The organism is Erwinia sp. GW821-FHT03D09 (assembly GCF_059420805.1).
Map to the genome: position 1 here is coordinate 61891 of NZ_JBWKUK010000020.1, position 24127 is coordinate 86017.

The following is a 24127-nucleotide window of genomic DNA, read 5'->3' on the forward strand; positions in this document are numbered from 1 at the left end:
TTTTGATTAAATAACTCAACGGATGTTAGAGTTTCAAGTAAAGGGACAGGTATCGTAATTTAATGATTTTCATAAACTAACGCCTGGCTAAGGTGTTAATTATTTGAATTAGATATGAATGTTTATTTTTTCGCCGGGCGAATCTTCATTGCCAGGCCTTTGAGGAAATTGCGAAGAATTTGATCGCCACACTCACGATAATTTTTATGCCCCGGCTTGCGGAAAATAGCACCAATTTCTGATTGTCCCACCGCAAAATCGGCACTTTTCAGTAGCTCAATAATATCAGTGGTTTTTAAATCGAAGGCGACGCGAAGCTTTTTCATGATGATGTTGTTCGTCATCTTACGCTCAATCGAGGGCACTGGCGCATCTTCGCTTTTTCCGCGGCGTTCGAAAATCAGACCGTTAAGGAAGTAGCCCATAACGACATCCGGACAGAGGCGATAGCCAGGCTCATCTTCTTTTTTCAGGAAGCTGTGCACTTCGGCTTCAGCCACTTCGCTCTCTGCCAGTGCCAGAATGCTCACTACTTTTGCATCGCTTAAATCCAGCATGTAACGCACGCTGCGCAGGACATCATTATTCGTCATAAACACTCTCTTCATTGAAACTATTACAGTGAGCGCATTATAGAGCCAATTGAGCGGTTAGACAGGAAAAACCGCCTGCCTTTACCGGTGAGTGGGGTCAGGGATGAGTCAGCGATGCCGGCAACGGCGTGCCCGGGAGAGAGGCATCCCGCACCCGTGGCAGATGATCGCAGGCGTGCTGTCGGGCTGAGCGAATAAAAGCTTCAACAACCGGTTGACGCTGTTCCCCATCGCGCACTGCCGCGTAAAGCCTGCTCCAAAGACCTTCGCCCAGCGCCCTGGTAGTCACCAGTCCCTGTTGCTCAAAGCTTTCCACCACCCAGTGTGGCAGAGCCGCAATGCCCATCTGCGCGGAGACCATCTGAATTAACAGTAATGTGTTATCCACGCTTTTCAGAGCCGGGCTGACGCCAGCGGGCTGTAGAAAATGACGCCAGATATCAAGACGCTGACGCTGTACCGGGTAAATCAACAGCACTTCACTGGCTAAGTCTTCCGGAGAAATACGGTTCACTTTGGCCAGAGGATGGTCAGGTGCCATAACCAGCCTGACCTCGAAATCGAACATTGGCGTATAGAACAAGCCGCTGCGCGGCAGAATATCTGAAGTGAGTACGATATCCAGTTCGCCCTGCTGAAGTGCAGGCTGTGGGTCAAACGTCACGCCCGATTTAAAATCCATCACCACCTGCGGCCAGCTTTTGCGGAAATTGTTCAGTGCCGGCGTCAGCCACTGAATACAGCTGTGGCACTCAATAGCGATACGCAACGTAGCCTGGTGTGGTTCATGGCAGGCCTGTAATGCTTGTTGAATCTGTGGCAACACCTGCTCGGCCAGCTGCAGTAAAACCTCTCCCTGTGGCGTAAAGCGAAGCGGCTGACTTTTCCGCACGAACAGACGGAAGCCCAGCCGCTGTTCCAGATCGCTGAATTGATGGGATAACGCTGACTGCGTTTGATGTAGCTGGGCGGCAGCGGCGGCCAGCGAACCTGAATTTCGCAGAGCCTGCAGCGTTCGCAGGTGTTTAAGTTCGATCATGAGAGTCCTTCACATCGACAGTGAACATATTGCGCTTGTGGATAATACAGTACCTGCGGATTATAGCGGTGTAAACATCTGGACGTCCAAATGATAACACCTAAATTAACAGGAAGCGCATCATGACTATTCAGAACCATACTCTTGGATTTCCCCGCGTCGGCCTGCGCCGCGAACTAAAAAAAGCACAGGAAAGTTACTGGGCGGGCAATAGTACGCAAGAAGAGCTGCTGGCAACCGGCCGCGAATTACGCGCCCGTCACTGGCAACAGCAGAAAGATGCCGGTGTGGACCTGTTGCCGGTCGGTGACTTCGCCTGGTACGATCACGTACTGACGACCAGCCTGATGCTGGGCAACGTGCCTGCTCGCCACCAGAACAAAGAGGGCTCTGTCGATCTTGATACGCTGTTCCGCCTCGGCCGGGGCCGCGCGCCCACTGGTGAACCCGCCGCTGCAGCTGAAATGACTAAATGGTTTAACACCAATTATCACTATATGGTGCCGGAGTTTGTACAGGGTCAGCAGTTCAAGCTCACCTGGACCCAACTGCTGGATGAGGTTGATGAGGCACGGAGTCTTGGGCATAAGGTCAAACCCGTACTGCTTGGCCCGGTAACCTACCTGTGGCTGGGGAAAGTGAAAGGTCAACCGTTCGACCGCCTGACGTTGCTGAAAGACATTCTTCCTGTATATCAGCAGGTCCTTGCCGAGCTGGCAAAACGTGATATTGAGTGGGTACAGATTGATGAGCCTGCACTGGCTCTTGAGCTGCCGACTGAATGGCTGGCGGCGTTCAAACCGGCTTATGATGCACTGCAGGGACACGCTAAGCTGCTGCTAACCACCTATTTCGACAGTATTGGCCAGAACCTGGAGACCATTACCGCACTGCCTGTTCAGGGGCTGCACGTGGATCTGGTTCATGGCAAAGATAACATCAACCTGTTGAATGACAACGTATCGGCGAACTGGCTGCTGTCGGTCGGGGTGATTAACGGACGTAACGTCTGGCGAGCCGATCTCAGCAGCTGGTTTGAGCAACTGCAGCCGCTGGTCGCTCAACGTAAACAGCTGTGGATCGGCACTTCCTGCTCGCTGCTGCACAGCCCAATCGATTTGAGCGTGGAAACGCGTCTGGATGAAGAGGTGAAAAGCTGGTTCGCTTTCGCACTGCAGAAATGTACCGAACTGTCACTACTGAGCCATGCGCTGAACAACAATGATGCCGCCTCACTGAAGGACTGGAGCGCCCCTGTCCGTGCTCGAAAAACATCCACCCGAGTGCACAATGCTGCGGTGGCTCAACGCCTGGCGGCTATTACTGCGAAAGATAGCCAGCGTCAGAATCGCTATCAGGTTCGTGCCGAGGCTCAGCGCCAGCGTTTCCAGCTGCCGGCATGGCCAACCACCACCATTGGCTCATTCCCACAGACCACTGAAATTCGCGGTCTGCGTCTGGACTTTAAGCAGGGGCGTCTGGACGGTTCCCACTATCGCACCGGCATTGCCGAACACATTAAGCAGGCTATCGTCGAACAGGAGCGGCTGGGCCTTGATGTGCTGGTTCATGGGGAGGCAGAACGTAACGACATGGTGGAATACTTTGGTGAAAACCTGGACGGTTTTGTCTTCACGCAGAACGGCTGGGTGCAGAGTTACGGCTCACGCTGCGTAAAACCGCCGGTTATCATCGGTGACGTCAGCCGCCCGCAGGCGATCACCGTTGAGTGGGCGAAATACGCCCAGTCGCTGACCGAAAAGCCAGTTAAAGGCATGCTAACCGGCCCGGTGACGATCCTCTGCTGGTCATTCCCGCGTGAAGATGTTTCTCGTGAAACCATTGCTAAGCAAATTGCGCTGGCACTGCGTGATGAAGTGGTCGATCTGGAAAAAGCGGGTATCGGGATTATTCAGATTGATGAGCCGGCCCTGCGTGAAGGCCTGCCGTTGCATAAGACGGACTGGGCAGCCTATCTGGAATGGGCGGTGGATGCGTTCCGCCTGAATGCCGCCGTGGCGCAGGATGAAACACAGATCCACACCCATATGTGTTACTGCGAGTTCAATGACATTATGGATTCGATTGCGGCGCTGGATGCTGATGTGATTACCATCGAGACCTCACGTTCCGATATGGAACTGCTGGAGTCTTTTGAAGAGTTTGACTATCCCAATGAGATCGGCCCGGGCGTTTACGACATCCACTCACCAAACGTACCGAGCGTGGAATGGATGGAAGCCCTGCTGCTGAAAGCCGCACAGCGTATTCCAACCGAACGTCTGTGGGTAAACCCGGACTGTGGCCTGAAAACCCGCGGCTGGACTGAAACCCGCCAGGCATTGGCCAACATGGTGACAGCGGCGCAGAACCTGCGTGCGGCAAAAACGTCATTATCTGTGTGAATTAAGCGGTGTTGTAATCAACAGGGGCGCTGAGCGCCCCTTTTTTATACTTTTGCCACTACGCCATGCTGTTTGAACCACGTCAGCATGCGCTGCCAGCCGTCGGTGGCGGACTCTGCGTGATAGCTGGGGCGATAGTCAGCATTAAATGCGTGACCGGCATCCGGGTAGACGATAATTTCTGCGTGCGCATTCGCCGCCCGGAGCGCCTGGCGCATGGTATCGACCGTATCTAACGGGATACCGTCATCTTTCGCGCCATAAAGTCCTAATACCGGAGCGTTAAGATCGATCGCAACGTCCACCGGCTGTTTCTGCTGCTTCATGGTCTTTTCACCGACCAGTTTGCCATACCATGCAACGGCCGCTTTCAGTTGGGGATTATGCGCGGCGTAAAGCCAGGTGATGCGGCCGCCCCAGCAAAAACCAGTAATCGCCATATTACGCATATCGCCCTCATGGCGCGAGGCCCAGTTCGCCACGTGGTCAAGATCGGCAAGAACCTGACTGTCCGGCACTTTACTAACCAGCTCCTTCAATAGTGTCGGGATGTCGTTATAGTCAGCGGCATCCCCCTGACGGAAGTAGAGTTCGGGTGCGACGGCCAGATAGCCTTCACGGGCCAGACGGCGGCAAATATCGCGAATATGTTCATGAACGCCGAAGATCTCCTGCACCACCAGTACGACGGGTAAAGGTCCTGCCACATTGCGAGGCCTGGCGTGGAAAGCGGGCATATTCTCACCCTGAGTGGGGATCGAGGTTTCACCAGAAAGAATCTCTGTGTCATCGGTAATAATGGTGGTGGCTGCGACAGGCTGGACTACAGGTGCGAAGCTATTATTGCTCAATTTTTGAGTCGTGTTATCTTCGGTTTTCATTGTCCTCTCCATGCATGAACTAAGGCGATGGGCTAACTATAGCCAGGAAATGCTGGCACCCTCGCTGGGTACGGTCTATCTCTTTATCACCAGATAAACCCGATCTACGGGGTGGGTTGTAGCAAAAAAAGGCAACAGAGCATTTAGGTGTGATTTTTATCACACTTTTTATTTTGATTGATGTAAGTTTCATTTAGATAAGCGATTTTTATCACATAAATGTGCGCCGCGTTTGCTTACAGTAGCACTCAGTTAACTATCCCCCGATTTTCGTGACAGGAGTTTGAAATGGCACAATCTGATGTTTTCCACCTTGGCTTAACGAAGGCCGATCTTCAGGGTGCCACGATGGCGATCGTGCCCGGTGACCCTGAGCGCGTGAAGAAAATTGCGGCTCTGATGGATAACCCGGTCCATCTGGCTTCACACCGTGAATTTACCAGCTGGCGTGCAGAGCTCTCCGGCAAGCCGGTTATCGTCTGCTCAACGGGCATTGGTGGACCATCCACCTCCATTGCCGTGGAAGAACTGGCGCAGTTAGGCGTTCGCACCTTCCTTCGTGTGGGAACCACCGGTGCGATTCAGCCGAATATCAACGTGGGGGATGTGCTGGTGACGACCGGGTCCGTACGCCTTGATGGTGCCAGCCTGCATTTTGCTCCGCTGGAATATCCGGCCGTCGCTGACTTTGCCTGCACCACTGCACTGGTTGCCGCAGCGGAAGCCGCCGGAGCCACCACTCATATCGGCGTAACCGCCTCTTCAGACACCTTCTACCCGGGCCAGGAGCGTTACGATACTTATTCCGGTCGTGTTGTCAGCCGCTTCCAGGGCTCAATGAAAGAGTGGCAGCAGATGGGCGTGCTGAACTATGAAATGGAATCGGCTACGCTGCTGACCATGTGTGCCAGCCAGGGACTGCGGGCCGGTATGGTTGCAGGTGTGATCGTCAACCGCACCCAGCAGGAAATCCCTGACGCGGAAACCATGAAGCGTACCGAAAGCGATGCGGTGAAAATCGTTGTTGAGGCTGCTCGCCGCCTGCTGTAATCGTAAAATAGTTGGGCTGCGGCATCCGCCGCAGCCATGAAATTCCTGCAACAAAACCCCCGCTTTTTCGAGCCGTTATCCAGTTCGCATTTAAATCGCCACACATCCTTCTTCCTCGCGCTTTTTATCTGGACATTCATACAGTGTGCCTCTATTTTTCCCCTGTTGTCGTTGATGAGAGGGGTGCAGAGTGGATGCAACAATCAGTTACGCCGCCGTCATTGGTCTGGCGGGAATGCTGGCAGGGTGGATATTTGCCTGGTTTCTCGGTCAGCAGCGATTTGCTAAGCAGGAAACCGAGCGGCGACTGCTCGAGCAGGCCGCTGAGCAGAGCGATACCGAGCGGCAGCGCCTGCAGCAGCAGCTGGAGCAGCAGGCTGTGATGCAAAGACAAAATGAGCAGGAGCTGCGCCAGCTGCACGGTAGCCTTGCCGCCGCACACGAGAAACTGCATCAGTTCGATCACTGGCGGGGAGAAGCGGAACAGCTATCACGTGAATTGCGCACGCAGCTGGAGATTAACAGCGCGCAGGAAGCCGAACTACGTGAAGTGACCATCCGGCTGGAAGAAACGCGGATGGCGGCAGAAGAAAAACAGCGGCTCCTGGTGAACAGCGAGCAGCGGCTGAATTCGCAGTTTGAAAACCTTGCCAATCGCATCTTTGAGAATAGCGGACGCCGCGTGGATGAGCAGAATCGTCAGAGCCTGCATGGCCTGATAACCCCGCTGCGTGAACAGCTGGAAGGATTTCGTCGTCAGGTGCAGGAAGGTTTTGGCCAGGAAGCGCGTGAGCGCCATACGCTTTCCCATGAGATACGTAACCTACAGCAGCTCAATGCCCGTATGGCGCAGGAGGCGCTCAACCTGACGAAGGCGCTCAAGGGAGACAATAAAACTCAGGGTAACTGGGGAGAGGTCGTGCTGAGCCGCGTGTTGGAGGCATCAGGATTGCGTGAAGGGTATGAGTATGAAACGCAGGTCAACATCAAGCTGGAACAGAATGGTCGCATGCAGCCGGATGTCATTGTGCGTCTGCCTCAGGGTAAAGACGTAGTGATTGACGCCAAAATGACGCTGGTGGCCTACGAGCGTTACTTTAACAGTGAAGATGAGCTACAGCGTGAAGCGGCTATCAGCGAGCATATTGCCGCGATCCGCGGTCATCTTCGCTTACTTAGCAGAAAAGATTATCAACAATTGCCAGGTTTACGCTCGCTGGATTATGTGTTGATGTTTATTCCGATTGAACCGGCCTTTTTACTGGCAATCGACCGCCAGCCAGAGTTGATTAGTGAAGCTCTGAACCAGAACATTATGCTGGTCAGTCCGACCACGCTGCTGGTTGCGCTGCGGACGATTAACAATCTGTGGCGCTATGAACATCAAAGCCGACACGCCCAGCGTATCGCCGATCGTGCCGGGCGGCTGTATGACAAAATGCGGCTCTTTGTTGATGATATGACCAGTATCGGGCAGAACCTTGAGAAGGCTCAGGACAGTTACCGTCAGGCGATGAAAAAACTGTCAGAAGGGCGGGGCAATCTGATTGCGCAAACGGAAGGATTCCGTCAGATGGGAGTGGAGGTGAAGCGTCCCATTAACCCTCTCCTGGCCGGGCAGGCGGTATCAGGGGGCGATGATGAAACTGCGGAGCAAGACGACAATCAGCAACCGCGGGGTGAAGCTGGCGATCCAGATGTTTACGCTACGCGCGGGCAGCGTCAAATCAATGAATAAGCGAGCGGCATGTGCCTGGCCTGCCTGACTCTGGTACACTTGGCAAATACTTGATTGTAGAGCAGGCAAAACAAATGGCAGATGAATCAAAGGACACTACCCACTTCGGTTACCGTACCGTTGCGAAAAGCGACAAAGCCGACATGGTTGCTGATGTTTTCCACTCCGTTGCGGCCAAATACGATCTGATGAATGATCTGATGTCATTCGGTATTCACCGCATCTGGAAGCGTTTTACCATTGACAGCAGCGGCGTGCGCCGCGGGCAGCGCGTGCTGGATTTAGCCGGCGGTACAGGCGATCTGACGGCGAAGTTTTCTCGTCTGGTTGGCGAAACTGGCGAGGTCGTGCTGGCTGATATCAACAGCTCAATGCTGAAAGTCGGTCGCGAAAAGCTGCGCAATAAAGGCATTATCGGTAACGTTAATTATGTTCAGGCCAACGCAGAAGCCCTGCCGTTCCCGGACAACTATTTTGACTGTATTACCATCGCTTTTGGCCTGCGTAACGTAACGGAAAAAGAGAAGGCACTGGCATCGATGTTCCGCGTCCTTAAGCCGGGCGGACGCCTGTTGGTCCTGGAGTTTTCCAAGCCGGTGCTGGAGCCGCTAAGCAAAGCTTATGATGCCTACTCTTTCCACATTTTGCCGCGCATCGGTGAAATGGTGGCGAAAGATGCCGGCAGCTATCGCTATCTGGCAGAGTCCATCCGCATGCATCCAGACCAGGAAACGCTTAAGCAGATGATGATGGATGTCGGTTTCGAAAACACCACGTATCACAATCTCACGGGCGGCATCGTTGCCTTGCACCGCGGATTTAAGTTCTGATCGGGAAAGCGAATGACTTTAACGCCGTTGTTAACTGCCAGTCTGGAGACCGCGCTTAACCAGATTCTGTATCGCGATCGTGGCCTGAAAGCGGCGCGTCAACGCCTGAGTGGTAAAAGCCTTGCTATAGAACTGGCTGAACTGAAGCAGTCCGTGACCTTTATCTTCAGCGATCGTCAGGTCGATGTGATAGGTGACTGGGCTGATAAGCCCGATTGCACGGTGAAAACTCGCCTGACTACGCTACCAAAGCTTCGCGATCGTCAGCAGCTGACCGCGCTCATCCGCAGCGGAGAACTGGAAGTTGAAGGCGATCTGCAGCTGGTTCAGCAGTTTTCTGCGCTGATGGATCTGGCTGAGCTGGACCCGGCAGAGTACCTCGCCCCGTGGATTGGCGATATCGCCGCGCAGGGTATTTCGCAGTTTGCCCGTCGTGGTTTTCAGGCCGTTCGCCGTGATATACAGCGTAAACAAAGCTATCTGGCCCAAACGCTGACTGAAGAGTGGCGTGTTGCCCCGGGAGCACTGGAGCTGGCATGGTTTGCTGAAGAGGTTGACGCGCTATCGGCTTCTCTCGATGCGCTGGAAGCGCGCCTGAGCAAACGGGAGGCTAAATGAGTTTCGGAGAATTACGCCGCCTGTATTTGATCATTCGCGTGTTCCTTACCTATGGCTTAGATGAACTGATCCCGAAGATGCGCATTACCCTGCCGCTGCGTCTGTGGCGAAAATGCCTGTTCTGGCTTCCGAATCGCCATAAGAATTTGCCGCTGGGTGAACGTCTTCGCCTGGCGCTGGAGCAGCTCGGCCCGGTATGGATTAAGTTCGGGCAGATGATGTCCACGCGACGCGATCTGTTTCCCCGCCAGATCGCCGATCAGTTAGCGATGTTGCAGGATCGCGTTGCGCCGTTTGACGGAGCTAAAGCTCTGAAGTTGATCGAGCAGTCATTAGACGCGCCGATTTCCAGTCAGTTTGATGATTTTGATATCACTCCGCTGGCATCAGCATCTGTTGCTCAGGTACATACGGCGACGCTTAAAGAGAATGGTAAAGCGATCGTTATCAAGGTGATTCGCCCCGATATCCTGCCGGTGATCAAAGCGGATATGAAGCTGATTAAGCGTATGGCGCGCTGGGTTCCACGTTTGCTGCCGGATGGCCGTCGTTTACGACCGCAGGAAGTGGTCGCCGACTATGAGAAAACGCTGCTTGATGAGCTAAACCTGCTGCGCGAAGCGGCGAATGCCATTCAGCTGCGTCGTAACTTCGACGGCAGCAATATGCTGTATGTTCCTGAGATCTATTCAGACTATTGCAGTGAAACGATGCTGGTCATGGAGCGTATCTACGGTATTCCTATTTCGGATGTAGCGTCGCTTGAGCAGCACGGTGTCAATATGAAGCTGCTGGCTGAGCGCGGTGTGCAGGTGTTCTTCACCCAGGTATTCCGCGACAGTTTTTTCCATGCGGATATGCACCCGGGGAATATTTTTGTCAGCTACGAGCATCCTGAGGACCCACAGTATATCGGCATCGACTGCGGCATTGTGGGCTCACTCAACAAGGAAGATAAACGCTATCTGGCGGAAAACTTTATTGCCTTCTTCAACCGCGATTATCGCAAGGTGGCGGAACTGCACGTTGATTCTGGTTGGGTACCACCTGATACCAATGTGGAAGACTTCGAGTTTGCCATCCGCACGGTGTGTGAGCCGATTTTTGAGAAACCTCTTGCGGAAATCTCATTTGGCCATGTGTTGATGAACCTGTTTAATACCGCGCGCCGTTTTAATATGGAAGTTCAGCCTCAGCTGGTGTTACTGCAGAAAACGTTGCTGTATGTTGAAGGCGTGGGCAGGCAGCTTTATCCACAGCTGGATCTGTGGAAAACGGCGAAGCCGTTCCTGGAAGACTGGATCAAAGATCAAATCGGTATTCCAGCTATTATCCGGGCGCTAAAAGAAAAAGCGCCGTTCTGGGCAGAAAAACTGCCGGAGCTGCCCGAACTGTTTTACGACAGTCTGCGCCAGCATAAGCATTTGCAGCACAGCGTCGATCGTCTGGTCAGTGAACTTAAGGATGAAAAAGCGAAGCAGCACCAGTCGCGCTATCTGTTCGGTGTCGGTGCTACTCTGCTGCTGAGCGGTACGGCGATTCTGCTATTTCGCCCAGACTGGGATCTGCTTTCAGCCGGATCGATTGTGGGCGGCATCGTCGCCTGGCTTCTTGGCTGGCGCAGAACGAAATGATTGTCATGAATGGTAAATAGGCAGTTTATTGCGCCGCTGCGTCAGTTTGCGCATCGTCAGCGGCAGATAAGCTGTTATATACTGCTTAACCGGCTTCAACTATTGATATCTAGAGGTAACCATGGGCATTACTCTTCCACACTTACTGATCATCGCTGTGCTGGTGGTCCTGCTGTTCGGCACGAAAAAACTGCGTTCGCTGGGCTCCGATCTCGGTTCGTCCATCAAGGGCTTTAAAAAGGCCATGAGCGATGAAGACGATAAAGCAAAATCCACGACGCACACTGAAGATGCTGATTTTAGCGCCAAACTGGCCAATCAGCAGCAGCATAGCGAAGTGAAGAAAGAAGACGTCAAAAACGACAAGGTATAAACCGTGTTCGACATAGGCTTTAGTGAACTGGTACTGGTATTCATTATTGGTCTGGTAGTACTCGGACCGCAACGTTTACCCGTAGCGGTTAAAACCGTTGTTGGCTGGATACGGGCATTACGTTCGCTGGCGACCAGCGTGCAGAACGAACTGGCGCAGGAGTTGAAGCTTCAGGAATTGCAGGACGGCCTGAAGAAAATCGAAAAGGCCAGTATGGATAGCCTTTCTCCCGAGCTGAAGGCCTCTGTAGAGGAACTGAAGCAGACGGCAGAGTCGTTCAAGCGTTCCTACCTGGGCGACAATGAGAAGGCTGCGGATGAAGAAGCGCACACTATTCACAATCCGTTGGTGAAAAACGAGACTCCTCATGACGGTGCGACACCATCGCAAGCCGATCATCAGGCGTCTGCGCCTGCCCAGGCACCGGAGCCGGCTGACGTTCCGACTGAACCGTCCGTGGTCGCTGTCGCTGAACCAAAAGCGCCAAAGATCCCAGAGACTGAGAGCGTGGTTTCCCTGCAGAAACCAGTGGCTCCCACGGCTTCTCCTGTAGCCGCAAAATCCACACAACCGAGTGATGAACGATAAATATGGCCGTTGAAGATACCCAGCCCCTTATCAGTCATCTGATTGAGTTACGTAAGCGTCTGTTAAACTGCATTATCGCCGTTCTGGTGATTTTCCTCTGTCTGATCTATTTCTCTAATGACATTTATCAGATGGTTGCTGCGCCGCTGATCGAGAAGATGCCTTCAGGTGCCAGCATGATTGCGACGGATGTGGCTTCGCCATTCCTGACGCCAATTAAGCTGACCGTAATCGTGTCCATTTTCCTCGCCGTGCCGATTATTCTTTATCAGATCTGGGCGTTTGTTGCCCCGGCCCTGTACCGTCACGAGCGTCGGCTGGTCATGCCGCTGCTGTTTTCCAGTTCATTCCTATTCTACCTTGGAATGGCTTTCGCCTATTTTATCGTCTTCCCGTTGGCGTTTGGCTTCTTCGCAAAAACCGCGCCGCAGGGCGTACAGATTGCGACGGATATCAATAACTATCTCGACTTTGTCATGACGCTGTTTATGGCGTTTGGCGTGTCGTTTGAAGTGCCGATTGCCATCATTCTGCTCTGCTGGACAGGGGTGACCACCCCGGAAGATTTGAAGGCCAAGCGCCCTTATGTACTGGTAGGCGCGTTTGTGGTGGGAATGTTACTGACACCGCCGGATATTTTCTCCCAGACGTTGTTAGCCGTTCCGATGTACTGCCTGTTCGAAGTGGGCGTGCTGGTTTCTCGTTTCTACGTCGGGCAAAAACGTGGTGACGATGATGAAGAGCAGGATACTGAATCGCAATAAGCTTCTGCTACCGGCTGCTCAGGCAGGACAAACACTATTTTCTAACCGCCCGTCAGGGCGGTTACCGTTTGGAAGAGACTATGTTTGATATTGGTGTAAATCTGACCAGCACCCAGTTCGCTAAAGACCGTAAGCAGGTGGTGAAACGCGCGCGTGACGCTGGCGTTAACGGCATTTTGATCACCGGAACCAACGCGCTGGAGAGCCAGCAGGCGCAAAGCCTTGCGCTTCAGCATCCGGATTACTGCTGGTCAACGGCGGGTGTTCATCCCCATCATGCCAGCGAATGGTCAGGTGAAACAGAGACGACCCTGCGCAGGCTGGCTGAAATGCCGCAGGTTGTTGCCATTGGCGAATGTGGTCTTGATTTTAATCGCAATTTCTCTGAGCCTGAGCAACAGGCCTATGCCTTCAATGCCCAGCTGGAGCTGGCCGCCGAACTGTCATTGCCCGTTTTTCTCCACTGTCGGGAAGCCCACAGCCGTTTTATCTCTATCCTTGAGCCCTGGTTACCCATGCTGCCCGCAGCGGTTCTGCACTGCTTTACCGGCAATTGTCAAGAGTTAGAGGATTGCCTTGCGCTGGGCTTATCAATTGGTATCACGGGATGGGTTTGCGACGAGCGAAGAGGGCTGGAGCTGCGTGAGCTGGTGCCGCTGATCCCGGCAGACCGACTGCTGCTTGAAACCGATGCGCCCTGGCTGCTGCCAAGAGATATGCGCCCGCGTCCTGCCTCGCGTCGTAATGAACCCTGCTTCCTGCCGCATATTGTTGAGCAGGTTGCGTTGCTGCGCGGTGACGATGCTCATCTGCTGGCAGAGAAGACGGCGGAAAATGCGCGTCGGATATTTCGGCTGTAAATAAGCGACATTAAGCGGGAGGCACCGATCGTCGGATATCGAGCGGCGCTTAACGGCTGGGTAACTGCTACAGTTTCTCGAACTGACAGTTGCCTACGCTGCGGATAACCTGCTTGTTGAGCAAATTCAGCAATAGAATTGAGCGTGTTTCCCCATCGGGTTCAGTATAGATAGCCTGTAGCCCTTCAAATGCCCCTTCCGTAATAATCACCGTATCACCCGGCTGAGCAATACCCCCATCAAAGCTGTTCAGCGCAGGCTCATTCTGCAACGCATCGATCACTTTCAGTGGCACGATTGCAGGCTGATTCCCAAAGCGAACAAAATGGCTGACGCCACGCGTAGCACTGATGGTGGTGGTATGAATCGACTCAGGATTAAACTCGATAAACATATAGTTGGGGAACAGCGGCTCGTTGACCTGAGTTCGTTTTCCACGCACGATCTTTTCCAGCGTAATCATTGGGCTGAAGCAATGCACGTCCTGGCGCTCAAGGTGCTCTTTCGCGCGCAGTAACTGACCTCTTTTGCAGTAAAGTAAGTACCAGGATTCCATAACGTCACTTTTAAATTATCCGGCCGATAAGAATAGCAAAGTCATCTTCAGAGATATAGAGAGATTGGCGTAGGAGGAGTGCCGCTGGCGTAAAGTTGCCAACAAAACTAACCCTCAGCGCCGAATCGGCACTATAATGGCCGACTCACTGACCGTATTGATGGAAAGTCATGAAATACCACGACTTACGCGACTTCCTTTCTCTGCTTGAACAGCGTGGGGAATTAAAACGCATCAAACATGAGATCGACCCCGATCTGGAAATGACCGAAATTGCCGATCGCACGCTGCGCGCCGGCGGTCCGGCATTATTGTTCGAAAACCCGAAAGGCTACAGTATGCCGGTACTGTGCAACCTGTTTGGCACGCCGGATCGCGTTGCGATGGGGATGGGGCAGGAAGATGTTAAAGCACTGCGCGATGTTGGTCGCCTGCTGGCTTTCCTGAAAGAGCCGGAACCGCCGCGTGGTTTTCGTGATTTCTTCGATAAAATGCCGCAGTGGAAGCAGGTACTGAACATGCCGACCAAACGGCTGCGTAATGCTCCCTGCCAGCAGCAGATTTGGCAGGGAGATGAGGTCGATTTAAGTCGGATTCCGGTAATGAAATGCTGGCCGGATGATGCAGCACCGCTGGTGACCTGGGGGCTGACCGTTACGCGTGGCCCACTAAAAGAGCGGCAGAACCTGGGCATCTACCGCCAGCAGGTTATCGGCAAGAACAAGCTGATTATGCGCTGGCTCTCCCACCGCGGCGGTGCGCTTGATTTTCAGGAATGGTGCCAGCAGCATCCCGGTGAGCGCTTTCCGGTATCCGTCGCGCTGGGTGCCGATCCGGCGACCATTCTTGGTGCCGTCACTCCGGTGCCGGATACGCTATCCGAATACGCCTTTGCCGGCCTGCTGCGCGGAACGAAAACCGAAGTTGTGAAGTGCATTTCTAACGACTTAGAAGTGCCTGCCAGTGCTGAAATCGTGTTGGAAGGGTATATTGAACCGGGTGAAATGGCGCCAGAAGGGCCATATGGCGATCACACTGGTTACTATAATGAAGTGGATAGCTTCCCGGTGTTTACCATCACCCACATAACCCAGCGGCAGGATGCGATTTATCATTCAACCTATACCGGACGGCCGCCGGATGAGCCTGCCGTGCTGGGTGTGGCGTTGAATGAAGTCTTTGTGCCGATTCTGCAAAAGCAGTTCCCGGAAATCGTTGACTTCTATTTACCGCCGGAAGGATGCTCGTATCGCCTGGCCGTGGTGACCATCAAAAAACAGTACGCCGGGCACGCTAAACGCGTGATGATGGGCGTATGGTCATTCCTGCGGCAGTTCATGTACACCAAATTTGTTATTGTGTGCGATGACGATGTTAACGCACGTGACTGGAATGACGTTATCTGGGCGATCACTACACGTATGGATCCTGCCCGTGATACCGTACTGGTAGAAAATACGCCGATCGATTACCTTGATTTCGCATCACCGGTTTCCGGGCTGGGCTCCAAAATGGGTCTTGATGCCACGAATAAATGGTCCGGTGAAACGCAGCGTGAATGGGGAACGCCGATCCGCAAAGATCCTGCCGTTACCGCCCGCATTGATGCAATTTGGGATGAGTTAGGCATCTTGAGTGATACACCGGCGCGTTGATGCACCGGTGGTCAAATGATAATGACGACCCGACAGAGGGAACGCATGACAACCTTAAGCTGTAAAGTGACCTCGGTAGAGGCGATTACTGATACCGTGTACCGCGTCCGTATGATCCCGGAAGCTGATTTCAGCTTCCGCGCAGGGCAATATTTGATGGTGGTGATGGACGAGCGTGATAAGCGTCCGTTCTCTCTGGCTTCCACGCCGATGGAAAAAGATATCATTGAGCTGCATATCGGTGCATCAGAGCTGAACCTCTATGCGATGGCGGTGATGGAACGTATCCAGCAGCAGCGTCAGATTACCGTTGATATTCCGCACGGTGAGGCATGGCTGCGTGAAGAGGGCGATCGTCCGCTGGTGCTGATTGCCGGTGGCACTGGTTTTTCCTACGCACGATCTATCCTTCTGACGGCGCTATCCCAACAGCCCGACCGTCATATCGCTATCTACTGGGGTGGACGTGAGCTGAAGCATCTGTACGATCTCGATGAGCTGAACGCACTGGCGGTTAAGCACCCGAATCTGAAAGTTGTACCGGTAGTTGAGCAGACGGAAGAGGGCTTCACCGGCCGTACGGGTACGGTGCTGACCGCCGTGATGCAGGATTACGGCAGCCTGGCCGATCACGATATCTATATTGCTGGCCGCTTTGAGATGGCGAAGATTGCCCGTGAGCGTTTCTGTGCTGAGCGTGGCGCTCAGGAAGCGCGCATGTTTGGCGATGCGTTTGCCTTCTTCTGATGCAAGAGGGCAGTGAACCTGCCCCGTTCACTCTTAGCGTAAAAAACCCGCCCCTGACAGGCGGGAAATTGAACAGTGAAACTTCCAGACTAACGTATCAGACCCTTTCAAGTACCGTAGCGATTCCCTGACCCAGCCCAATACACATGGTCGCCAGGCCAAACTGCTTATCGTGGCGCTCCAGCAGATTTAGCAGTGTTGTACTGATTCTCGCACCCGAGCAGCCCAGTGGGTGACCCAGCGCAATAGCTCCGCCGTTGAGATTCACCTTGTCATCCAGCTTATCCAGCAGCCCCAGATCTTTAATGCACGGCAGCGTTTGTGCGGCAAAGGCTTCATTTAGCTCAAAGATATCAATGTCATCGATGTTTAGTCCGGCACGTTTTAATGCCAGCTGTGATGCCGGTACTGGGCCATAGCCCATGATAGATGGATCGCAGCCGACCACGGCCATGGCGCGAATGCGCGCCCGAGGTTTCAGACCCAGTTCTGCACTGCGTGATTCGCTCATCACCAGCATCGCGGCGGCGCCGTCGGACAGCGCAGATGAACTGCCTGCTGTGACGGTGCCGTTGATCGGATCGAACGCCGGGCGTAAGGCTGCCAGACTGTCTACCGTGGTATCCGGGCGGATGACCTCATCGTAGTCATAACGTTTGAGGACGCCATCGGCATCGTGGCCGGAGACGGAGACAATCTCATTATTGAAATGCCCGGCCTGAGTTGCGGCCCAGGCCCGTTGATGGGAGCGCGCGGCAAACTGATCCTGCATTTCCCGTCCGATTCCGTGAAGGCGAGCCAGCATCTCGGCCGTCAGGCCCATCATGCCGGCGGCTTTTGCCACACTCCGGCTCAGACCCGGATGGAAGTCCACGCCATGGCTCATTGGCACATGGCCCATATGCTCCACGCCGCCAATCAAGCAGGATGCCGCATCGCCGACCATAATGGCTCGTGCCGCATCGTGCAGAGCCTGCATGGACGAGCCGCACAGGCGATTTACGGTTGTTGCAGGAACGCGATGCGGGATTTCCGCCAGTAACGCTGCGTTGCGGGCGATATTAAATCCCTGTTCCAGCGTTTGTTGCACGCAGCCCCAGTAGATATCATCCAGTGAGGCGGCATCCAGCGCCGGATTACGGCTTAACACACTGCGCATCAGATGCGCGGAGAGATCTTCTGCACGTACATGACGAAAGGCACCACCTTTTGAACGGCCCATTGGCGTGCGGATGGCATCAACAATAACAACTTTTTCCATTTTCTTTTCCTCACGCCGTTTTCAGAGTTGCGTCACTTAGCGGTGCTGCCAGGGGATACCAGGTTTCCGCGCTATTGGCTTTCTCGCGCAGCGTGTCCGGGATTTCATACAACGCCCCCAGCGTAATAAACGGTTCGGCCTGTGCGACAAAACGGTCGCTGCCCAGTGTATCCAGGTAGCGGAAAACACCGCCGTGGAAAGGAGGGAAGCCCAGCCCGTAGACCAGCGCCATATCTGCCTCAGCTGGTGAGGCGATAACGCCTTCTTCCAGGCAGCGCACAACTTCGTTGATCATCGGGATCATCATGCGGGCGACGATTTCGCCGTCGCTGAATTCGCGCTTCGGCTGGCAAACTTCCTGCAGCAGAGCGTCGGTCACGGTATCGCTGACTTTTTTCGCCTTGCCTTTGCTGTCCGTTTCCCAGCGCCAGAAACCTGACTGGTTTTTCTGCCCGTAACGCCCGGTATCAAACAGGACGTCAATCGCATCGCGATAGTTTTTACTCATGCGCTGCGGGAAGCCCGCCGCCATCACGCTTTGCGCGTGGTGAGCGGTATCAATGCCCACGACGTCCAGCAGCCATGATGGACCCATCGGCCAGCCAAACTGTTTTTCCATCACTTTATCGATCTGGCGGAAATCAGCGCCGTCGCGCAGCAGCAGACTAAAACCGGCAAAGTAGGGGAAGAGCACGCGGTTAACGAAGAAGCCCGGGCAGTCATTCACCACGATGGGCGTTTTACCCATTTTACTGGCCCATGCGACTACGCTGGCAATTGTGCTGTCGGCGGTTTTTTCTCCGCGAATGACCTCAACCAGTGGCATACGAGGTACCGGGTTGAAGAAGTGCATACCGCAGAAATTTTCCGGGCGCGTTAGCGATTTCGCCAGCTGGCTGATGGGGATGGTGGAGGTATTCGATGCCAGTATTGCATCGTGACGAATTTGTCCTTCCGTTTCAGCCAGCACGGCGGCTTTAACTTTGGGATTTTCGACAACGGCTTCAACGACGATATCAACGCGATCGAAGCCCGCGTAATGCAGTGTTGGCTGGATGGTACCGATAACGCCGGCCAGTTTCAGACCATCAATTTTTCCTCGCGCCAGCTGTTTATTCAGTAGCTTCGCGGCTTCGTTCATTCCGGTGTGCAGGGATTTCTCGCTGATATCTTTCATGATAATCGGCACGCCCTTCCACGCTGACTGGTAAGCAATACCGCCCCCCATGATTCCTGCACCCAGAACGGCAGCCTGCTTAGGCGTTTCGGTTTCACGGGTGAGTTTTTTGGCTTTGGCTTTTATTGCCTGGTCATTGAGGAAGATCCCCACCAGGGCGCGGGCTTCGTTGGAACGCGCTAACGGCACAAATGCTGCGGTTTCCAGCTTCAATGCGTCATCGCGGCCCATTCTAGCAGCGGCTTCAATAGTTTTAACCGCCGTTATCGGTGCAGGATAGTGTTTGCCGGCGGTTTGCATCACCATGGCTTTGGCGGTGGTAAAGCTCATGGCGGCTTCAATTTTACTCAGTTTCAGCGGGTCAAGCTTCGGCTGGCGACGTTCGCGCCACGGCTGTTTACCAGAGATGGCTTCTTTCAATACCGCCAGCGCGGCGGCAGACAGTTTTTCTTCCGCAACAACGGCATCAACCAGGCCCACTTTGAGCGCCTGGCCCGCGTCGATATCTTTTCCGGCAGCAATGATTTCCAGGGCGCTATCGGCACCCAGCAGACGCGGCAGGCGTACTGAGCCACCGAAGCCTGGCATGATTCCTAACTTGGTTTCCGGCAGGCCAATGCGGGTGTTTTCGGTAGCGATGCGAAAATCAGTTGCCAGCACGCACTCGCAGCCGCCGCCCAACGCGTAGCCATTAATAGCGGAGACGGTGGGAACCGGTAAATCTTCCAGACGGTTGAAAATACGGTTGGCAAAGGCCAGCCATTCCGCCAGCTGTTCAGCCGGTGCGGTAAACAGCGAGAGAAATTCCGTAATATCGGCCCCAACGATAAAGGCGGGTTTTGCAGAGCTGAGCAATACGCCACGCAGCGTCGGCTGCTGTTCCAGCACTGCAATCGCCTCTCCCAGACTGGCCACGGTCCGGGTATCCAGTTTATTGACTGAGCCTGGGGCATTAAAAACCAGTTCGGCTATGCCATCTTCCAGCCAGTCGAGGGAAAGCGTTTCGCCTTGGTAGAGCATGTCTGTCTCCTGAGCTGCGATAAAGGGATCTGGTCATACCAGATGATCGTGAGTGTGGGAGCTATGTTAATTATTTGCAAACGAGAGTTTGCCGATTTGCAAACAAGATCACAGCTGAGGCAAAACGGCACGGCCTGGCAGGCTGTGGTAAGATGCGGACAATTTGATCATCACGGAGACAGGGCAATGGAATCACTGGTAACGCTTTATCAGGATCATGTGAAAACGCTGCAGCAGCGTGCGCAGCAGGCACTGGCGCGCCATAATCTTGATGCAATGCTGATTCATTCAGGGGAACTTCTTACGGTGTTTCTCGACGATCACAGCTATCCGTTTAAGGTTAACCCTCAGTTTAAAGCCTGGGTGCCGGTTACGCAGGTTCCCAACTGCTGGCTGTGGGTTGATGGCGTCAATAAGCCGAAACTGTGGTTCTACTCTCCGGTGGACTACTGGCATAACGTAGAGCCGTTGCCACAGAGTTTCTGGACCGATGAAATCGAGATCGTTGCCCTTAAAAATGCTAATGATATCGCGCAGCTGCTGCCTTCAGGGCGCGAAAATGTTGCCTATATTGGCCCGGTAGCCTCGCGCGCTACACAACTGGGGTTTAGCTCAGAGTCGATTAATCCGGCGGGGGTGCTTAACTACCTGCATTACCATCGATCCTATAAGACCAGCTATGAGCTGTACTGTATGCGTCAGGCGCAGAAGATTGCCGTCAGCGGCCATCGTGCGGCGAAAGAAGCCTTCCTGTCCGGCATGAGCGAATTCGATATTAATATCGCCTATCTCAGCGCCACGGGGCATCGCGATACGGATGTTCCCTATGACAACATCATTGCGCTCAATGAGCATGCTGCGGTGCTGCACTACACTAAACTTGAGCATCGCGTACCTGAACATCGACGGAGTTTCCTGATCGATGCCGGCGCTGAATATAACGGCTATGCCGCAGATCTGACCCGAACTTATGCCGCCAGCGAGAGCAGCGAATATGCGCAGCTGATTAAAGATATGAATGCGGAGGAACTGGCGCTCATCGCCACGATGAAGGCCGGTGTGCGCTATACCGAATATCATCAGCAGATGCATTTCCGCCTTGCCAGTCTGTTGCTTGAACACCAACTGGTAAAAGGGATCAGCGCCGAGGCAATGGTTAAAGAGGATATTACCGGGCCGTTTATGCCGCACGGCGTAGGCCACCCTCTGGGATTACAGGTTCATGATGTCGCAGGATTTATGCAGGATGACAGTGGTACCTATCAGGCTGCACCTGCGCAGTATCCTTACCTGCGCTGCACGCGCATGCTGGAACCGGGGATGGTGCTCACTATCGAGCCGGGGATTTATTTCATTGATTCCCTAATGGAGCCGTGGCGCAGCGGCAAGTTCAGCCAGCACTTCGACTGGGATAAAATTGATGCGTTGAAGCCTTATGGCGGCATCCGTATTGAGGATAACGTCGTGATTCATGCGAATCGGGTGGAAAATATGACCCGCGATCTGCATCTTTCCTGATGGAGGCATGGGAAATCCCCGCTGAGTCTTGTAGCTTCAGCGAGGAAATTAAAAAAAGCCGCTTTATCACCCTGCTGGCGCATACGGATGGGGTAGAGGCGGCTCGGGCTTTCGTCCAGCAGATTAAGCAGGGGCATCCTACGGCCCGGCATCACTGCTGGGCATGGGTGGCCGGTGCGCCGGATGATTCGCAAAAGCTGGGGTTTTCCGATGATGGTGAACCCTCTGGCACTGCCGGAAAACCGATGCTGGCACAGCTAATGGGTAACAATATTGGTGAGATTACCGCTGTTGTAGTGCGCTATTATGGCGGTATTCAGCTTGGGATGGGCGGCCTGGTCAAAGCCTATGGAGGCGGTGTGCAGCAGGCATTGCGTCTGTTAACGCGCCAGATCAAAGTCCCGATGCTGAACTTCCTGCTGGTCTGCGACTATGCGCAGTTGGGGGATTTAGAACGTATGATTGCTCGCTTTGATGGGCAACTGCTGAATAGCGAGTTTCTGCAAAACATTACGCTTACTCTGGCGTTACCTCATGCACAGGTCGCGGGTTTTTCTCAGAATCTGTCGGACTTCAGCCGGGGTTTGTTACAGCTGGCTCCGCTTAAATAACTATTACGTCAGGAAAGGAACGGCAGAATGCATTTTCGTGCCATTACCCGCATAGTGGGTGTACTGGTCATTTTGTTCTCAGGCACGATGATTGTGCCCGGGCTGGTGGCTTTAATTTACCGCGATGGGGCCGGGCGTGCATTTACGCAGACGTTCTTTATGGCGCTGATGATTGGCACCCTGCTGTGGTGGCCAAACCGCAAGCAGAAAAGCGAGCTTAAACCACGAGAAGGATTCCTCATCGTTGTGCTGTTCTGGACCGTACTGGGCAGTGTAGGTGCAATGCCGTTTATTTTTGCAGAACAGCCAAACCTTTCAATTACCGATGCGTTCTTCGAATCCTTCTCCGGCCTGACAACAACGGGCGCGACGACGCTGGTGGGGCTGGACTCATTGCCCAAGGCCATCCTGTTTTATCGGCAGATGTTGCAATGGCTCGGCGGTATGGGGATCATCGTCCTGGCCGTTGCTATTTTGCCTATCCTTGGCGTGGGGGGGATGCAGCTTTATCGCGCAGAAATGCCCGGTCCGTTAAAAGATAATAAAATGCGCCCGCGTATTGCGGAGACGGCCAAAACGCTGTGGTTAATCTACGTATTGCTTACCGTGGCCTGTGCCGTTTCGTTATGGGTAGCCGGTATGCCGCTGTTTGACGCGATAGGTCACAGCTTTGCTACTATCGCAATTGGGGGATTTTCCACGCACGATGCCAGCGTTGGCTATTTTAACAGCCCAACTATCAATACGATTATTGCTATCTTTCTGCTGATCTCAGGCTGTAATTACGGTCTGCATTTCTCTTTATTGAGTGGACGTAGTTTGCGGGTTTACTGGCGCGATCCCGAATTTCGCATGTTTATTGGCGTACAGTTAACGCTCGTCATTATCTGCACGATCGTTTTGTGGTTCCATGGCGTTTATAAAAGCGGGATGCAGACGCTGAATCAGGCATTCTTTCAGGTGGTATCCATGGCGACAACTGCCGGGTTTACAACAGACAGTATTGCCCACTGGCCACTATTCCTGCCCGTACTGCTTCTTTGTTCTGCTTTTATTGGCGGCTGTGCCGGTTCAACGGGCGGCGGGCTGAAAGTTATTCGTATTCTTCTGTTGTTTAAGCAGGGGTCGCGTGAACTGAAAAGACTGGTGCACCCAAATGCGGTTTACACCATCAAGCTTGGGAACCGCGCGCTACCGGAGCGTATCCTGGAGGCCGTCTGGGGGTTTTTCTCAGCCTATGCGCTGGTGTTTATTCTCAGCATGCTGGCGATCATCGCAACCGGGGTTGATGATTTCTCCGCCTTTGCAGCCGTAACCGCAACACTGAACAACCTTGGTCCGGGGCTGGGCGTTGTGGCTGATAATTTCACTTCAATGAATGATACCGCCAAATGGATACTGATTTTGACGATGCTGTTTGGGCGTCTTGAAGTCTTTACGTTGTTAGTTCTTTTTACGCCGACCTTCTGGCGTGAGTAAGTGAGAGTGTAATCATGAAAGCGCTAGTTCTATTTTCCAGCCGTGATGGTCAGACCCGCGAAATCGCCTTCTATATAGCAAACTTACTCAATAAGGAGAGGGAGTGCGATGTTTTCAATATTCATCACGTTGGCGAGATTGATTGGGCACAGTACGATCGGGTGTTGATTGGTGCATCCATTCGCTATGGACATTTCCATCCGCAGGTGGCGAAGTTTGTGAAAAAACACCTTAATTCACTGCAGCAGCTGCAGAGTGGTTTTTTCTCGGTAAATCTTACGGCAAGAAAAGCAGAGAAGCGTACGCCGCAGACCAACGCTTATACGCGTAAGTTCCTTTTGCATTCCCCGTGGGAGCCTGATTGCTGTGCGGTTTTCGCAGGTGCGTTGCGATATCCACGCTATGGGCTGTTCGATCGCATCATGATTCAGCTGATTATGCGAATGACCGGTGGTGAAACGGATGCAAGTAAAGAGGTGGAATACACAGACTGGCAGCAGGTAGCCCGTTTTGCCCATGAATTTGCTGTATTACCAGGCAAATTGCAGTAAAAATACGCGGTTCGTTGAAAAAAAGCTCGCTCGGTAATTTATTTGCAATAAACACTTGTCAGCCGTCGAGAACTCCCTATAATGCGCAACCACTGAGACGGCACAACGGCTTACAGGCCAGCGTGTTGGAGGTTCAGGAAGTTGTCTGAACCGCCGGAAAAAACCTCTCAAAAAGAGGT

Annotated in this window: 22 protein-coding genes; 16 read left to right on the plus strand and 6 right to left on the minus strand. The window is 53.5% G+C overall.

Annotated elements, in window-relative coordinates; all coding sequences use genetic code 11:
* Positions 1–122: 122 nt before the first annotated feature.
* Positions 123–593 (minus strand): YehS family protein, encoded by a 471-nt coding sequence (locus AC07U6_RS18670; protein WP_105595166.1) that lies wholly within the window; start codon positions 591–593, stop codon positions 123–125.
* Between the two features lie 97 nt (positions 594–690).
* Entirely contained in the window at positions 691–1632 is a 942-nt protein-coding gene (gene metR / locus AC07U6_RS18675; RefSeq protein WP_494764204.1) for an HTH-type transcriptional regulator MetR, read from the minus strand.
* Positions 1633–1754: 122 nt separating this feature from the next.
* Between metR and metE the strand changes: the two genes are divergently transcribed.
* Positions 1755–4037: a 5-methyltetrahydropteroyltriglutamate--homocysteine S-methyltransferase gene (gene metE / locus AC07U6_RS18680; protein WP_494764203.1), complete on the plus strand. Its 2283-nt coding sequence runs from the start codon at positions 1755–1757 to the stop codon at positions 4035–4037.
* A gap of 44 nt (positions 4038–4081) precedes the next feature.
* Here metE and AC07U6_RS18685 read toward each other — a convergent pair whose 3' ends face one another.
* Complete coding sequence (locus tag AC07U6_RS18685) at positions 4082–4918, minus strand: dienelactone hydrolase family protein (protein WP_494764202.1); 837 nt, start codon at positions 4916–4918, stop codon at positions 4082–4084.
* 288 nt (positions 4919–5206) lie between these two features.
* Between AC07U6_RS18685 and udp the strand changes: the two genes are divergently transcribed.
* From udp to tatD, 9 genes are all read left to right on the plus strand, one after another.
* The gene (gene udp, locus AC07U6_RS18690) at positions 5207–5968 is read left to right on the plus strand and encodes a uridine phosphorylase (protein WP_494764201.1); all 762 of its coding nucleotides are present in this window, start codon (positions 5207–5209) and stop codon (positions 5966–5968) included.
* A 190-nt stretch (positions 5969–6158) separates the two neighbouring features.
* On the plus strand, positions 6159–7706 hold the full coding sequence (gene rmuC, locus AC07U6_RS18695; RefSeq protein ID WP_494764200.1) for a DNA recombination protein RmuC: 1548 nt from the start codon (positions 6159–6161) through the stop codon (positions 7704–7706).
* A gap of 74 nt (positions 7707–7780) precedes the next feature.
* On the plus strand, positions 7781–8536 hold the full coding sequence (ubiE, locus tag AC07U6_RS18700) for a bifunctional demethylmenaquinone methyltransferase/2-methoxy-6-polyprenyl-1,4-benzoquinol methylase UbiE (RefSeq protein ID WP_105595172.1): 756 nt from the start codon (positions 7781–7783) through the stop codon (positions 8534–8536).
* A gap of 12 nt (positions 8537–8548) precedes the next feature.
* Positions 8549–9154, plus strand: coding sequence for a ubiquinone biosynthesis protein UbiJ (gene ubiJ, locus AC07U6_RS18705; RefSeq protein ID WP_494764199.1), 606 nt, complete (start codon positions 8549–8551; stop codon positions 9152–9154).
* Positions 9151–10788 (plus strand): ubiquinone biosynthesis regulatory protein kinase UbiB, encoded by a 1638-nt coding sequence (ubiB, locus tag AC07U6_RS18710; protein WP_494764198.1) that lies wholly within the window; start codon positions 9151–9153, stop codon positions 10786–10788. The genes ubiJ and ubiB overlap by 4 nt, the downstream gene beginning before the upstream one ends.
* Positions 10789–10909: 121 nt before the next feature.
* Positions 10910–11161 (plus strand): twin-arginine translocase TatA/TatE family subunit, encoded by a 252-nt coding sequence (tatA, locus tag AC07U6_RS18715; RefSeq protein WP_105595175.1) that lies wholly within the window; start codon positions 10910–10912, stop codon positions 11159–11161.
* A gap of 3 nt (positions 11162–11164) precedes the next feature.
* Positions 11165–11749 (plus strand): Sec-independent protein translocase protein TatB, encoded by a 585-nt coding sequence (gene tatB / locus AC07U6_RS18720; RefSeq protein ID WP_494764197.1) that lies wholly within the window; start codon positions 11165–11167, stop codon positions 11747–11749.
* Between the two features lie 2 nt (positions 11750–11751).
* Positions 11752–12513, plus strand: coding sequence for a Sec-independent protein translocase subunit TatC (gene tatC, locus AC07U6_RS18725; RefSeq protein ID WP_105595177.1), 762 nt, complete (start codon positions 11752–11754; stop codon positions 12511–12513).
* 80 nt (positions 12514–12593) lie between these two features.
* Positions 12594–13373, plus strand: a complete 780-nt coding sequence (gene tatD, locus AC07U6_RS18730) for a 3'-5' ssDNA/RNA exonuclease TatD (protein ID WP_494764196.1) — start codon at positions 12594–12596, stop codon at positions 13371–13373.
* A gap of 67 nt (positions 13374–13440) precedes the next feature.
* Here tatD and rfaH read toward each other — a convergent pair whose 3' ends face one another.
* The gene (rfaH, locus tag AC07U6_RS18735) at positions 13441–13929 is read right to left on the minus strand and encodes a transcription/translation regulatory transformer protein RfaH (RefSeq protein WP_494764195.1); all 489 of its coding nucleotides are present in this window, start codon (positions 13927–13929) and stop codon (positions 13441–13443) included.
* A 170-nt stretch (positions 13930–14099) separates the two neighbouring features.
* Between rfaH and ubiD the strand changes: the two genes are divergently transcribed.
* Together ubiD and fre are read left to right on the plus strand one after the other, a co-directional pair.
* Complete coding sequence (gene ubiD, locus AC07U6_RS18740) at positions 14100–15584, plus strand: 4-hydroxy-3-polyprenylbenzoate decarboxylase (protein WP_494764194.1); 1485 nt, start codon at positions 14100–14102, stop codon at positions 15582–15584.
* A gap of 45 nt (positions 15585–15629) precedes the next feature.
* Positions 15630–16331, plus strand: a complete 702-nt coding sequence (gene fre, locus AC07U6_RS18745; RefSeq protein ID WP_494764193.1) for an NAD(P)H-flavin reductase — start codon at positions 15630–15632, stop codon at positions 16329–16331.
* Positions 16332–16428: 97 nt separating this feature from the next.
* Here the strand turns inward: fre and fadA are convergent, their stop codons facing one another.
* Positions 16429–17592, minus strand: coding sequence for an acetyl-CoA C-acyltransferase FadA (fadA, locus tag AC07U6_RS18750; protein WP_494764192.1), 1164 nt, complete (start codon positions 17590–17592; stop codon positions 16429–16431).
* Between the two features lie 10 nt (positions 17593–17602).
* Positions 17603–19789 carry a fatty acid oxidation complex subunit alpha FadB gene (gene fadB / locus AC07U6_RS18755; protein WP_494764191.1) on the minus strand — a complete coding sequence of 729 codons (2187 nt, stop codon included), beginning with the start codon at positions 19787–19789 and terminating at the stop codon, positions 17603–17605.
* 186 nt (positions 19790–19975) lie between these two features.
* Here fadB and pepQ point away from each other — a divergent pair, with 186 nt between their 5' ends.
* The 4 genes from pepQ to hemG are packed head-to-tail and all read left to right on the plus strand — an operon-like array spanning position 19976 to position 23948.
* Positions 19976–21307, plus strand: coding sequence for a Xaa-Pro dipeptidase (gene pepQ / locus AC07U6_RS18760; RefSeq protein ID WP_494764190.1), 1332 nt, complete (start codon positions 19976–19978; stop codon positions 21305–21307).
* A complete protein-coding gene (locus AC07U6_RS18765; protein WP_494764189.1) occupies positions 21307–21918 on the plus strand; it encodes an IMPACT family protein in 612 nt (203 codons plus the stop codon). Before pepQ ends, AC07U6_RS18765 begins: the two co-directional genes overlap by 1 nt.
* Before the next feature lie 27 nt (positions 21919–21945).
* Positions 21946–23397 carry a Trk system potassium transporter TrkH gene (trkH, locus tag AC07U6_RS18770; RefSeq protein ID WP_200547571.1) on the plus strand — a complete coding sequence of 484 codons (1452 nt, stop codon included), beginning with the start codon at positions 21946–21948 and terminating at the stop codon, positions 23395–23397.
* 14 nt (positions 23398–23411) lie between these two features.
* Positions 23412–23948: a menaquinone-dependent protoporphyrinogen IX dehydrogenase gene (hemG, locus tag AC07U6_RS18775; RefSeq protein WP_494764188.1), complete on the plus strand. Its 537-nt coding sequence runs from the start codon at positions 23412–23414 to the stop codon at positions 23946–23948.
* The last annotated feature ends 179 nt before the right edge of the window (positions 23949–24127 follow it).